At 37.5% G+C, this 13,108-nt stretch carries 15 protein-coding genes and 1 pseudogene; 15 read left to right on the top strand and 1 reads right to left on the bottom strand.

Annotated features, from left to right (window positions below):
- Position 1: 1 nt before the first annotated feature.
- The 6 genes from SOR_RS02450 to pepF all read left to right on the top strand — a co-directional run bounded on the left by SOR_RS02450 (position 2) and on the right by pepF (position 4,967).
- Positions 2-430 carry an NUDIX hydrolase gene (locus SOR_RS02450; RefSeq protein ID WP_000401982.1) on the top strand — a complete coding sequence of 143 codons (429 nt, stop codon included), beginning with the start codon at positions 2-4 and terminating at the stop codon, positions 428-430.
- Complete coding sequence (locus tag SOR_RS02455; RefSeq protein ID WP_000575303.1) at positions 427-795, top strand: hypothetical protein; 369 nt, start codon at positions 427-429, stop codon at positions 793-795. Before SOR_RS02450 ends, SOR_RS02455 begins: the two co-directional genes overlap by 4 nt.
- Positions 796-853: 58 nt before the next feature.
- The gene (locus SOR_RS02460) at positions 854-1,327 is read left to right on the top strand and encodes a GNAT family N-acetyltransferase (RefSeq protein ID WP_000614682.1); all 474 of its coding nucleotides are present in this window, start codon (positions 854-856) and stop codon (positions 1,325-1,327) included.
- 137 nt (positions 1,328-1,464) lie between these two features.
- Complete coding sequence (gene prmA, locus SOR_RS02465) at positions 1,465-2,415, top strand: 50S ribosomal protein L11 methyltransferase (RefSeq protein WP_080568318.1); 951 nt, start codon at positions 1,465-1,467, stop codon at positions 2,413-2,415.
- A gap of 1 nt (position 2,416) precedes the next feature.
- Entirely contained in the window at positions 2,417-3,160 is a 744-nt protein-coding gene (locus SOR_RS02470) for a 16S rRNA (uracil(1498)-N(3))-methyltransferase (protein ID WP_001188216.1), read from the top strand.
- A 10-nt stretch (positions 3,161-3,170) separates the two neighbouring features.
- Positions 3,171-4,967 carry an oligoendopeptidase F gene (pepF, locus tag SOR_RS02475; RefSeq protein ID WP_000435598.1) on the top strand — a complete coding sequence of 599 codons (1,797 nt, stop codon included), beginning with the start codon at positions 3,171-3,173 and terminating at the stop codon, positions 4,965-4,967.
- Between the two features lie 91 nt (positions 4,968-5,058).
- On the opposite strand, the gene SOR_RS02480 is transcribed toward pepF, so the two are convergent.
- A complete protein-coding gene (locus tag SOR_RS02480; protein ID WP_001227416.1) occupies positions 5,059-6,039 on the bottom strand; it encodes a hypothetical protein in 981 nt (326 codons plus the stop codon).
- A 372-nt stretch (positions 6,040-6,411) separates the two neighbouring features.
- On the opposite strand from SOR_RS02480, the gene SOR_RS02485 reads away from it, so the two are divergent.
- From SOR_RS02485 to SOR_RS02525, 9 genes and pseudogenes are all read left to right on the top strand, one after another.
- The gene (locus SOR_RS02485; protein WP_000579823.1) at positions 6,412-7,062 is read left to right on the top strand and encodes a hypothetical protein; all 651 of its coding nucleotides are present in this window, start codon (positions 6,412-6,414) and stop codon (positions 7,060-7,062) included.
- Between the two features lie 54 nt (positions 7,063-7,116).
- Positions 7,117-7,779 (top strand): hypothetical protein, encoded by a 663-nt coding sequence (locus SOR_RS02490; protein WP_000745948.1) that lies wholly within the window; start codon positions 7,117-7,119, stop codon positions 7,777-7,779.
- A gap of 172 nt (positions 7,780-7,951) precedes the next feature.
- Positions 7,952-8,668 (top strand): hypothetical protein, encoded by a 717-nt coding sequence (locus SOR_RS02495; RefSeq protein ID WP_000749824.1) that lies wholly within the window; start codon positions 7,952-7,954, stop codon positions 8,666-8,668.
- A 134-nt stretch (positions 8,669-8,802) separates the two neighbouring features.
- The gene (locus SOR_RS02500; protein ID WP_041170807.1) at positions 8,803-9,501 is read left to right on the top strand and encodes a hypothetical protein; all 699 of its coding nucleotides are present in this window, start codon (positions 8,803-8,805) and stop codon (positions 9,499-9,501) included.
- A 54-nt stretch (positions 9,502-9,555) separates the two neighbouring features.
- Positions 9,556-10,281: a hypothetical protein gene (locus SOR_RS02505; protein WP_000746964.1), complete on the top strand. Its 726-nt coding sequence runs from the start codon at positions 9,556-9,558 to the stop codon at positions 10,279-10,281.
- Positions 10,282-10,389: 108 nt separating this feature from the next.
- A pseudogene (locus tag SOR_RS02510) lies at positions 10,390-11,060 on the top strand (hypothetical protein).
- A complete protein-coding gene (locus SOR_RS02515; RefSeq protein WP_000254854.1) occupies positions 11,050-12,312 on the top strand; it encodes an alpha/beta hydrolase family protein in 1,263 nt (420 codons plus the stop codon). Before SOR_RS02510 ends, SOR_RS02515 begins: the two are co-directional and overlap by 11 nt.
- The gene (locus SOR_RS02520) at positions 12,300-12,716 is read left to right on the top strand and encodes a hypothetical protein (protein WP_000359228.1); all 417 of its coding nucleotides are present in this window, start codon (positions 12,300-12,302) and stop codon (positions 12,714-12,716) included. Before SOR_RS02515 ends, SOR_RS02520 begins: the two co-directional genes overlap by 13 nt.
- Positions 12,710-13,024 carry a hypothetical protein gene (locus tag SOR_RS02525; protein ID WP_000959511.1) on the top strand — a complete coding sequence of 105 codons (315 nt, stop codon included), beginning with the start codon at positions 12,710-12,712 and terminating at the stop codon, positions 13,022-13,024. The genes SOR_RS02520 and SOR_RS02525 overlap by 7 nt, the downstream gene beginning before the upstream one ends.
- Positions 13,025-13,108 lie beyond the last annotated feature (84 nt).

Consider the following 13,108-nt stretch of genomic DNA (forward strand, 5'->3'; position numbering starts at 1 on the left):
TATGGAAATAGAAATTTCTGATTTCACAGGTTGCAAAATTGCCCTCTTTTGTGAGGATAGGATTTTAACTATCTTACGCGATGACAAGCCCAGCATTCCTTGGCCCAATATGTGGGAGTTACCAGGTGGTGGCCGTGAGGGGAATGAAAGTCCTTTTGAGTGCGCGGCGCGTGAAGTTTACGAAGAACTAGGAATTCATCTGACTGAGGATTGTCTGCTTTGGAGTAAGGTTTACCCAAGTATGCTTTTTGAGGGAAAAGAATCCGTCTTTCTAGTTGGCAAGTTAAGGCAGGAACAGTTTGATAGTATCGTCTTTGGTGATGAAGGACAAGGCTATAAACTGATGAGCATTGAGGAATTTCTAAATTCTAAACAGGCAGTACCTCAGTTGCAAGGAAGATTGAGGGAATATTTGGAGGAAGTAAAATGATTTTTGCAATTGCAACAACGACGTTAAACAAGGAAGTTAAACGCAAACTAAAAACTGGACAATATTCTAGAGAAGAAGCTACATTCATCTATATGGAATATTTAAAGTTAAAAAAACAAAGGGAAGGTGGCATTAAAGTAGCAGGAATTTCTATGGCTGTTATCTGGGGGTTACTGTATGTTCTGTCTTTACAAGTTGAGAATACTCAACCACTTTCATTTTCAGTATATTTTTTATTTTTGATACTGCTTGCAGGAATTGTTCTATTTGTTTATTATCTTACGTTTGGTATTTTTAAACAGCAGATTCATAGCGCAATGAAAGAACACTATACAGATGTGATTGAGGAATTTAAGGGTCAGTAAAACAGCGTGTGGAAGAGCGTAGGAAGCGAGTTGAGAGAGTGAATTTGGAGGTATTAGTATGATTCAGATTATCCGAGCAGGAGCAGAGGATTTAGAAACCGTAATTGCAATTCAAAGAGCTAGCTTTAAGGCTGTCTATGAGAAATATCAAGATGAGTATGATCCCTACCTAGAGAATCGTGAACGAATCAAGTGGAAATTGGTTGAGCGTCCCAATAGCTATTACTACTTTGTGAAAGAAAAGGACGAAAATATCGGATTTTTACGAGTTCAGACCAATGAGGAATTGACGGAGGCTTGGTTGGGAACGGCAGCGATTTTGCCCCAGTATCAAGGAAAAGGTTATGGTTCTGGGGGATTGAGATTACTGGAAAAGGAATTTCCAACGATTAAACAGTGGGATTTGTGTACGGTATTACAGGATGCGGGCATGGTCGCCTTTTATGAGAAAAATGGCTACCGTCAAACCCATATCGAGCCTGAAAAAGAAGGTATGGATATGGTTTACATGAAAAAATTGATTGACAAATAGAAAGGATGGTTCGGTTACATTTCTAAACTGAACCCGCCCTAAACACTGTGCCAAAAAGATAAACTTCTCTTAGACACAAGCGTCTTCAGAGAGTTTCCTATTTTGGCTTTGTGTTTTACGGGCTTGGTATCTTAATGATGGAAACATGGCAAGAGTTAAAAGTTACAGTGAAGCGTGAGGGAGAGGAGCTGGTCTCCAATCTCTTGATTGAGTTAGGTGCCCAAGGTGTTGCGATCGAAGACAGCATGGACTATGTGGGGAATGTCGACCGTTTTGGTGAGATTTTCCCAGAGGTCGAGCAACAAGAAGAAATCGTAGTGACCGCCTACTATCCTGATACGGTTGATGTAGCAGTGGTTGAGGCAGATTTACAGGCTCGTCTCTTAGAATTAACAGATTTTATGGATCTAGGAGAGGTCAAGATTGGGACGACTGCCTTGGCTGAGGAAGACTGGGCAGACAACTGGAAGAAATATTATGAACCAGCTCGCATTACCCATGACTTGACCATCGTGCCGTCTTGGACGGACTATGAGGCGACTGCGGGAGAAAAGATTATCAAGCTGGACCCTGGTATGGCCTTTGGGACTGGAACACACCCTACGACCAAGATGAGTCTTTTTGCCTTGGAGCAGGTCCTTCGTGGTGGCGAAATAGTGCTAGATGTAGGGACCGGTTCAGGGGTTCTTTCTATTGCAAGCTCACTCCTAGGTGCCAAGGAAATTTTCGCCTATGACCTGGATGATGTGGCGGTTCGGGTGGCTCAAGAAAATATTGAGCTCAACACTGGCATGGAAAACATCCACGTTGCTGCTGGAGATTTGCTCAAGGGTGTGGAGATTGAAGCAGATGTCATTGTGGCCAATATCTTGGCGGATATTCTCATTCATCTGACAGACGATGCTTATCGTTTGGTCAAGGACGAAGGCTACCTGATCATGAGTGGGATTATAAAGGACAAGTGGGACATGGTGCGCGAGTCAGCTGAGTCAGCTGGATTTTTCCTTGAAACCCACATGATTCAAGGGGAATGGAATGCCTGTGTCTTTAAGAAGACCAAGGATATTTCTGGTGTGATTGGAGGCTAGCATGCAGCAGTATTTTGTCAAAGGCAGTGCTACATCACCTATCACCATTGAGGACAAGGAAACCAGCAAGCATATGTTTCAGGTTATGCGCTTGAAAGAAGATGATGAGGTGACCTTGGTCTTTGAGGATGGTATCAAGCGTTTGGCGCGCGTGTTGGATGTGGAAAATCGTCAGTTTGAATTGGTTGAAGAATTAGCTGACAATGTGGAACTGCCCGTTCAAGTGACCATCGCATCTGGCTTTCCCAAGGGAGACAAGCTGGAGTTTATTACTCAGAAAGTAACCGAGCTCGGAGCTAGTCAAATCTGGGCCTTCCCTGCAGACTGGTCAGTTGCCAAGTGGGACGGCAAGAAATTGGGCAAGAAAGTCGAAAAACTAGAAAAAATCACCCTTGGAGCGGCAGAACAAAGCAAGCGGAATCTGGTCCCAAGTATCAAACTTTTCGAGAAAAAAGCAGATTTTCTAGCCCAGCTAGACCAGTTTGACTCTATCGTAGTGGCCTATGAAGAATCAGCAAAAGAGGGAGAAGCCGCTGCGCTCTTACAAGCAGTCACTGGTCTTGAAAAAGGAGCCAAATTGCTCTTTATCTTTGGCCCAGAAGGCGGTCTGTCACCTGCAGAAATTGAAAGTTTTGAAGCTAAAGGAGCTGTTCTTGCAGGACTTGGCCCTCGCATTCTAAGAGCAGAAACAGCCCCGCTTTACGCCTTATCAGCCCTTAGTGTTTTAGTAGAATTAGAAAAATAAGAGGAAGAAAATGGAACAAAAACACCGTTCAGAATTTCCAGAGAAGGAACTTTGGGATTTAACCGCCCTATACCAAGATCGTGAGGATTTCTTGCGAGCAATCGAAAAGACTCGCGAAGATATCAACCAATTTAGCCGTGATTACAAGGGCAATCTTCATACTTTTGAGGATTTCGAGAAGGCCTTTGCAGAATTGGAACAAATCTATATCCAGATGAGTCATATCGGCAATTATGCCTTCATGCCTCAGACGACAGACTATAGCAATGAGGATTTTGCTAATATTGCCCAAGCTGGGATGGAATTTGAAACAGATGCCAGCGTAGCTCTTACCTTCTTTGATGATGCCTTGGTAGCAGCAGATGAGGAAGTCTTGGATCGTTTGGGTGAACTGCCATATTTAACAGCTGCCATTCGTCAGGCAAAAATCAAAAAAGCCCACTATCTCGGGTCAGATGTAGAGAAGGCTTTGACCAATCTCGGTGAAGTTTTCTACAGTCCACAGGACATCTATACTAAGATGCGAGCTGGAGATTTTGAAATGGCTGACTTTGAAGCTCATGGCAAAACCTACAAAAACAGCTTTGTGACTTATGAGAATTTCTACCAAAACCACGAGGACGCTGAGGTTCGTGAGAAATCTTTCCGTTCCTTCTCAGAAGGACTTCGTAAGCACCAAAATACAGCTGCAGCAGCCTATCTAGCTCAAGTCAAGTCTGAAAAACTCTTGGCAGATATGAAAGGCTATGACTCAGTTTTTGATTATCTTTTAGCTGAGCAGGAAGTAGATCGTGCCATGTTTGATCGCCAGATTGACCTCATCATGCAAGAATTTGCGCCAGTTGCTCAGAGGTACCTCAAGCATGTTGCCAAGGTGAATGGTCTTGAAAAGATGACCTTTGCTGACTGGAAATTGGACTTGGATAGCGCCCTCAATCCTGAAGTCAGCATTGATGATGCCTATGATTTGGTCATGAAGTCGGTAGAACCACTGGGTCAAGAATACACTCAAGAAATTGCCCGCTACCAAGAAGAGCGCTGGGTGGACTTCGCTGCTAATAGTGGCAAGGATTCTGGTGGGTATGCGGCGGACCCATATCGCGTGCACCCTTATGTCCTCATGAGCTGGACTGGTCGTTTGAGCGATGTCTATACCTTGATTCATGAAATTGGGCATTCTGGTCAATTCATCTTTTCTGACAATCACCAAAGTTACTTCAATGCCCACATGTCAACCTACTATGTCGAAGCGCCATCAACCTTCAATGAATTGCTTCTCAGTGACTACTTGGAGCACCAATCGGACGACCCACGTCAAAAACGATTTGCCCTTGCCCACCGCTTAACAGATACCTACTTCCATAATTTCATCACCCACCTCTTGGAAGCAGCCTTCCAGCGTAAGGTTTATACATTGATTGAAGAAGGGGAAACCTTTGGAGCAAGCAAGCTCAACAGCATTATGAAGGAAGTTTTGACAGATTTCTGGGGAGATGCTATTGAGATTGATGACGATGCAGCCTTGACTTGGATGCGCCAAGCTCACTACTACATGGGCTTGTATAGCTACACCTACTCTGCTGGCCTTGTCATCTCAACAGCTGGTTACCTTCATCTGAAACATTCAGAAACCGGAGCTGAAGATTGGATCAATCTCCTTAAATCAGGTGGTAGTAAGACACCGCTTGAGTCAGCCATGATTATCGGAGCGGATATCTCAACAGACAAACCACTCCGTGATACCATCCAATTCTTGTCTGATACAGTTGACCAGATTATTGCCTACAGTGCTGAGTTGGGAGAGTAAGGGTATCCAGTGTCGGATTTAAGACGGTTTATCGATAAGATGAATACACAAAAATCACCTGTTTGAGGTGATTTTTTTATGCTTTAAAGATTTATTCAAATTTTCCTTTATTGGCCTCGTTTGAAGCCTTCATGCTAATTTGTAAAAGGTTGGCGAGATTTTCATTGTCAAGGCTAGCTTCACCATTATTATCCACTTTTATGGCAAGGTAATGGGTGTTACGATCAAGATAATCCATGCCCTCTAGGTCTACGTAGTTGTCAGCTTTAAAATCAAGCGCCGCTAATTGATAAACAAATCGAATATTTAGAGCCTTAGCATAGTCGGACTGACCAACCTTTTGTTGCTCTTCCACCAGTCCTTGAAAGAAGTCTTGGAAGTTATCATGATAAGTAGCCTTGACTTCGTATTGGTAGGTATCAACAGATGGGGACATAAATTTCAAATAAACCATGTCGCCCTCCACCTTATAGTCCTCAAGAGTATAGGCACCTGCTTTTCCTAATGCATTGGTGTTGACCTTGAAAAACATAGGAGCATAAATTTTGAGAGGATATTTTTCTCCTTTATATTCAAAGACGGTATCATTTGAAAAATTCGGACGGATTTTAGTTAACTCAGGGACTAAATATTCGTTCCAAATCTTATCAAATAACTCTTCTTGATTGCTAGCACCCGCTGATTTCACAACTAGGTCAAAATTTTCTTGATTGACAAAGACAGCATCCACTAATTTGAGGGCTGTTTGAACCTTAGGATCAGAAATTTCCTTTTTCTTTTTTTCAAGATTCTCAGCCGCCTCTTTCGTGCGATCTAAAGTTTTATTAAATTGACTGCCACTGTTGGTTTCAACAAAGGTTCTCTCATAGTTGGTAGGTTCAACTTTGGCATTCCAGTCAAATGAAGCAGCAGGACCAGTTACATCTTTCTTATGGTAGGTTGTTGTCTCTGTATTTGTAGTACCTTCTGTATTGCTTGTAGCAGTGGTTGATGGTTTAGATGAACAGCCGACGAGGCCAAATGCTAAAATCGTTGCAGTGGTTAGAAAATAAACTCTAAACTTTTTTCTCATGGTAGTCTCCTTTTCCATTGTTTTTATTTCATAATCCATTATACCATGAATATAGGATTTCTATATCTCAAATTGAAAGTGATATAACTTTTAACATGAAAGAAAGGTAAGTCAAACAGAATTACTTTGGTTTCTCGGAATCCAAGTGTCATACTAGCAAATAGCGTGTTTATATTTATGGTAAATATAATTTTATCTTTCGGTATAAACTAAGAATAGATTTTCTTCTGTTTACTAGATTTAGTTTTAAAAGTTACTTTTTGATATACTATAAATGAATTAAAGTTAACTGTTTTATTGAATATCACAAATAAGGAGAAGGTTATGAAAAAACGCATTTTTTAAGCAATATTAGTTTTAGTAGGATTGATCATGATTGGATTAACAGGATGTGGAGAAAATAAGAACAGTCGAGCATGGATTGAGAATAAAGTCTCTGAGGTCAGTCGTGTTTACCCAACTGAAAATCTCTTTGATTTGTTTAAGCAATTTCCGGAAGGGTTTAATATTACTCAAACATTCTATAAGGATTCGCTCAGAACAATAGTTTCCTTAGATGGAGATGAAGAAAGTCAAACCATAAAAGGAAAGATAGATACTATACAAATCTCTACTGATCCATATAAAGAAGAAGTGAAAGAGCATGTTGATGTAGAATATAAAGATGGTGAATTTATATTTTCTAACAATGAGGTAGCGGAAAAAATTTGGGATTATAAAGGTTTTCTATTCCAAAAATTAAGTTTGAATAGAGATGTTTTATCTCAAATGAAGCTTGAAAAGTTTCAATATTTTTCAAATCGCAATGTGTTTGAAATCTATTATTTTAGTGATGACTCTACGATAAATAATTTCCTTAATTCAAAAGGAGAACACATGTTATCAATAAGTGGAGCGGAATCTTATAATAATACAAAAGGTTATCGATTGAATGTTAATATTGCTTTTAAGGATAACCCAAATGATGGAATGAGTGAGATAGTTTCAAGTTGGATAGATGATAGAAATAGTGTTTCTAATTAATTTGATAACATTTTAAATATCCTGATTGAACTGATTATAAATAAGGAGAGGGTTATGAAAAAACGCATATTTCTCACAATGTTACTTTTAGGAGGATTGTTAATGATAGGATTTACAGGGTGCGGAGAAAATAAGAACAGCCGAGAATGGATTGAAAACAAAGTCTCCGAGGTTAGTCGTGTCTATCCAACTGAAAATCTCTTTGACTTGTTTAAGCAATTTCCGGAGGGGTTCAAAGTAAATCAAGTATTTATAAAACGTGGAACCTATATCATCGAAATAACTTTACAAGGAGATAGTAGTAATCAAACAATTTCTGGAGTACTAACTAAAACACGTGCTTCTGATGATATTACTGAAAAGCCAGAAGAAACTATAAAAGTAGATTATATTGATGGGAAGTTTATCTTTTCTGATGAGAAGAAGGCGAAAGAATTATGGCCTTTTGATGGATTTTTATTTCAAAAGTTAACAATTAATCACTCTTTTCTATCTTCATTATCTATGAAATCTAAAAATTATAATGGCAATAATGGTGCATTTGATATTGATTATTTGGTTCGGAATCAAACTATCAATCAGTATTTTAAAAAACATGAAAACGAACAGGCAATATTAGGTTTTGGAAGTTCATACCGAAACGACGATTATTACTATTATTCAGTAACTATCAACTACGACAATGTTTATTCATTTAGAGAAACCGTGTCAAATTAAAAGGAGACTCAATGGTGGATAAAAAATTTGTTAATAGTGGAATTCCAACTTTAGATGCGTCTAATCTGACTTAAGAATTTGAACAAGATGCAAGGAAATGTTGCTTTTATGGTATAGTATAAGGGAACTATGATTAGTTGTTTAATTGAATGTTATAAATAAGGAGAAGGTTATGAAAAAAAGCACTTTTCTCACAATATTACTTTTAGGGGGATTGATAATGATAGGAATAACAGGATGTGGAGAAAATAAGAACAGTCGAGAATGGATTGAGAACAAAATATCTGAGGTTAGTCGAGTTTATCCAACTGAAAATCTCTTTGACTTGTTTAAGCAATTTCCGGAAGGGTTTGAGATTAGAAGTACTGATACTTACGATGAGACGAAGGACTACTCTCGTTACCAGAAGATTGATCTCGTAGGAAACGCAGAAACACAAGAAATAACTGGCACTTTTAAAAGAATAGAAGCTCGAGGTAATCCTTATGAAGAAAAAATGCTTTTAGAAAGCCGTATTGTGTACACTGAAAAAGGATTAGAATTTTTGAATCCAGAAGTTTCTAAAGATGATTTGTTTTATGATGGGTTTTTATTTCAAAAGTTAGAACTAAATAAAGCAGTTCTATCTCGATTTGAACTCAAAAAAACGTACTATAATTGGGAGACTGGTGATGCTTCTATTACTTATAAAAATGTAAATAGTAAAATTATTCAGGACTACTTCCATATACAATCAAGTGAGTCGTTAGACCTTTTTATTAGTGCAGATCACTCTGCAACTATTGGCTATGAATACGGTTATCCTGTGGTTTTTGACGGAGAAAATATATCTCATTCAGAACTTATAACAGGAAAAAGTAAGAGTATAGAGAAGATAGATGACAAATAGTAATGTACTGACCTTGGAGACGTCTAATCTGACTTACGAATTTGAATAAGACGCAAGGCAATATTGCTTTTATGATATCCTACAAGAGAATGATGGTGGCTATCTTATTGAATATTATAAAAAAGGAGAAGGTTATGAAAAAACGCATGTTTTTCGAAATGTTACTTTTAGGAGGATTGATAATGATGAGCTTGGCAGGGTGTGGAGAAAACAAGAATAGTCGAGAATGGATTGAGAATAAAGTCTCTGAGGTTAGTCGTGTCTATCCAACCGAGAATCTGTTTGATTTGTTTAAGCAATTTCCGAAAGGGTTTAATATTACTCAAACATTTTATAAGGATTCTCTCAGAACAATAGTTTCCTTAGATGGAGATGAAGAAAGTCAAACCATAAAAGGAAAGATAGAGACTATGCAAATCTCTACTGATCCATATAAAGAAGAAGTGAAAGAGCATGTTGATGTAGAATATAAAGATGGTGAATTTATATTTTCTAACAATGAGGTAGCGGAAAAAATTTGGGGTTATAAAGGTTTTCTGTTCCAAAAATTAAGTTTGAATAGAGATGTTATATCTCAGATGAAGCTTGAAAAGTTTCGATATTTTTCAAATCGCAATGTGTTTGAAATCTATTATATTAGTGATAACTCTACGATAAATAATTTCCTTAATTCAAAAGGAGAACACATCTTATCAATAAGTGGCTCGGAATCTTATAATAATACAAAAGGTTATCGATTGAATGTTAATATTGCTTTTAAGGATAACCCAAATGATGGAATGAGTGAGATAGTTTCAAGTTGGATAGACGATAGAAATAGTGTTTCTAATTAATTTGATAACATTTTAAATATCCTGATTGAACTGAACATCAATAAGGAGAGTATTATGAAAAAACGTATGTTTTTCGCAAAGTTAGTTTTAGTAGGATTGATCATGATAGGATTGGCAGGATGTGGAGAAAATAAGAACAGTCGAGAATGGATTGAGAACAAAGTATCTGAGGTTAGTCGTGTCTATCCAACCGAGAATCTGTTTGATTTGTTTAAGCAATTTCCGGAAGGGTTTGAGATTGAGCAGGTCTATTTTAAAAAGAAAAGTGATGGAATTGACAATTTTATCACAGAAATTAAGCTGAAAGGTGATGCAACATCGCATACAATAACAGGTACCCTTGCTAAAATTCCAGCGAAGGATGATGCACCAAAAAGCGAAGAGGAGTTAGTAAGTGTTCAATATGTAGACAATAAATTTATTTTTTCTGATGAAGAAACTGCTAAAAAAATGTGGAATTTTGATGGTTTTTTGTTTCAAAAGTTGACTTTAAATAAAACAGAATTTTCTAAGTTAAGATTAAAAGAGAAATCGTATAATAGCGTGACAAATGGTTTTAGTATTTTATATTTTACAGAAAATGAAGTAGTTAATAATTATTTTCATAAAAATGATTCTGAAACATCTGTACTGGAGATTGGAAGTTCTCTACAAAATGAGGGTTATTACTACTACTCAATTTTACTAGATTACAATGATGGCTATTATTTTAGAGAAACGGTATCAAATGCGGAGGTATATAACGGCCAAGAGTGGAATTCCAACTTTAGATGCTTCTAATCTGACTTACGAATTTGAATAAGATGCAAGGAATTGTTGCTTTTATGGTATACTATAAGTGAACTACGGTTAGCTATTTTATTGAATATCATAAATAAGGAGAGGGTTATGAAAAAAAGCTCGTTTTTCGCAATATTACTTTTAGGAGGATTGATAATGATAGGATTAACAGGATGTGGAGAAAATAAAAATAGTCGAGAATGGATTGAGAACAAAGTCTCTGAGGTCAGTCGTGTCTATCCAACTGAAAATCTGTTTGATTTGTTTAAGCAATTTCCGGAAGGGTTTGAGGTCTATCAAGTATACATGAATGATAAAGTTAGCATAAAAATATACTTAACCGGAAATAGTCAGTTCAAGACGATAACTGGTAAATTAATTCGAAAAGATTTAAAGTTAGAAAAAAAGACAGACATTATAGATGTTAATTACATAGAACAGCAATTTATTTTTTCAGATGAAGAAAGAGCGAGGGAAATTTGGGAACTTAAAGGTTTTCTGTTTCAAGAATTAACGATTAATAAAAGTATTTTATCTGAGTTTAAATTAGAAAATAAGAGTTATAACAGTGTAACTAATGGTTTTGACATATCTTATAGTGTGAATAATCCAATAATAAACAAATTTTTAAAAAGGATGGTCTTAAAAATGGCGTATTAGAATTTGGAAGCTCTTTGCAGAGTAATGATTATTACTATTATTCTGTAGTTGTTGATTACAAAGACGGTTATTATTTTAGAGAAACAGTGTCTAATGGAGAGTTGAACAATGGTGAGTAGTGGTATTCCAACTTTAGATGCGGCGAATATGACGTATGAATTCGAGAATGTTAGAGTAAATAAATCTAATATAAGAGACAATGAGCAGCTACTTGAAGAAGTAAATAAACGAAAAGTTCTCCCCTCAAACCTCCAATATTTAGATGATTTTCATGATGATTCCGCTGGCACAAGTGGTACAGCCTTCCTAGATAAGGACAGTGGAGAGGTGATCATTGCCTATACGGGAACGAATCCTAATGCGGATATAGTCAAGGATGTCGCTACAGATGTCGGTAGTATAGCCATGGCGCTCGGTTTTCATTATGATGAAGCTTTCAAATTTTATGAAAGGATTCGACAGAGATATGGGGATAATATTACTCTAACTGGACATTCTTTAGGAGGTAACATCGCTCAGAGGGTGGCCTTAGAGTATAACGCTCCCCGTACTGTGGTATATAACTCAGCGCCCCTCTATTTAGAAGGTCTTATCGAATCTAAAGATAAAATTATAGATTACCTAACTCCTTGGGATTCGGCAAGGGAGAAGATAATCAATAAACAAAAGACATTCACAGGTCAAGTGGTACGAATCCGGACTCAAGATGACTTTCTTAACAATATCTCAAAGCCTTTTTTAGGTGTATACTTGGGAGAAGATTACCTGCTTGAAAATTCTGGTGGGCACAGTATTGATCCAGATATTACGGGTGATAAAGATCAAATTAACCAAATCAAGGATATTTTGGAAAAACAGAGTCCAGAGAAGATGACTGGACTTGAAAAGAAGAACTATGAGACCCTGAAGAAACTACAAGGTGTCAAAAACGGACTTCTAAAGCAGTTGAATACTCAATTTTTATCAGATGGTAGTATAAGTAGCCATGAGATGTTTTTCTTGGATAGCATCCAAGCAACAGCTGTTGCGACAGCAATGACAGAGAGTGTCAGCAACGGACACAGCGAGATTGAGGCAGTGGCTAAAAAAGCAGTTGCGGATGCTGAAACACTCTATGATAAAAGTAAGGAAGTTCCCTGGTTCGTCACAGAATTAACTTATGATGAGATAGAGGATGTCTATGCAGAAGCTGGGGTAACGTATGATAGTATTGTGGGGGAGACTCAGAGACATTTTGATAAAAAAGTAAGTAAATCAGCTGAGATTGTAAAAGCCTTTACGGATCTGGGAACGAATATTCAGAAGGGTATTGAACAAGCAGTTGAAGGAGATGAAAGCTTGGCAAGGGATATTAATCAATGGACAAACTAGAAGAAATCCAAGTGAAAATAAAAAAGCAAGAAGAGGGACTTTGGTCTTTGGAGGATGACTATAGAACTGCTAAGAGGAAAATAGAAGAATCTTATGAAAATTTGGATGATAATCGTTCTCAGTTGACTAGACTATATGAGGAGTTTGAGAACATCGCTTATGATTTTGGTAGACAGAATTCTGGAGATGATGGGGAACACCACCAATTTCTGATGTTATTGGAATCTTATGCAGTTGAGACCAGGAGTGAGTATTTTCGTCAATATGCTAAAATAGAAGCAAAAGATGAAGAGTTGCAGACTCAGTACCGAAAAGAGCGCTCTCGCTTAGAAAAAGAGTTAGAAGAGAGTTATAGTCGAAGAAGAAATCTATACGAGTTAGAAAGGGAGCAGAAAAAATGTTAGTGGATTTAGTCATAGATGCTTTGATTGGACCCATGTCAGAATCAGCCAGACGAGAAATCAAAAAAACATTAGAAAGAGCAGCTATCAAAGCATTTTGTGCTCCTCCTATAAAATCAGGTAGAAAAGGTATTGTAGATAAGTACGATGAGGAGATAGGGGTTCTTGCTATGACAAATAAGACTGCTGTAACGACTTTAGCAGCTCAAATGGATAGCTCAATTAATGGGTTGGGACAAAAAGCAATTAGCGAGACTATTAGTAAAAATAGTACATCTTTTGAAGATTTAACTCCGAAAAAGAAAAAATAGTGCTTTAACTATGCTCTATTCCTTTCCAATTTTTCCAAATATTCCTCTTCAAAGACATCTGCGGATGACTTTTTGATAAGTTAC

This window comes from Streptococcus oralis Uo5 (genome assembly GCF_000253155.1).
GTDB classification, from domain to species: Bacteria; Bacillota; Bacilli; order Lactobacillales; family Streptococcaceae; genus Streptococcus; species Streptococcus oralis_L.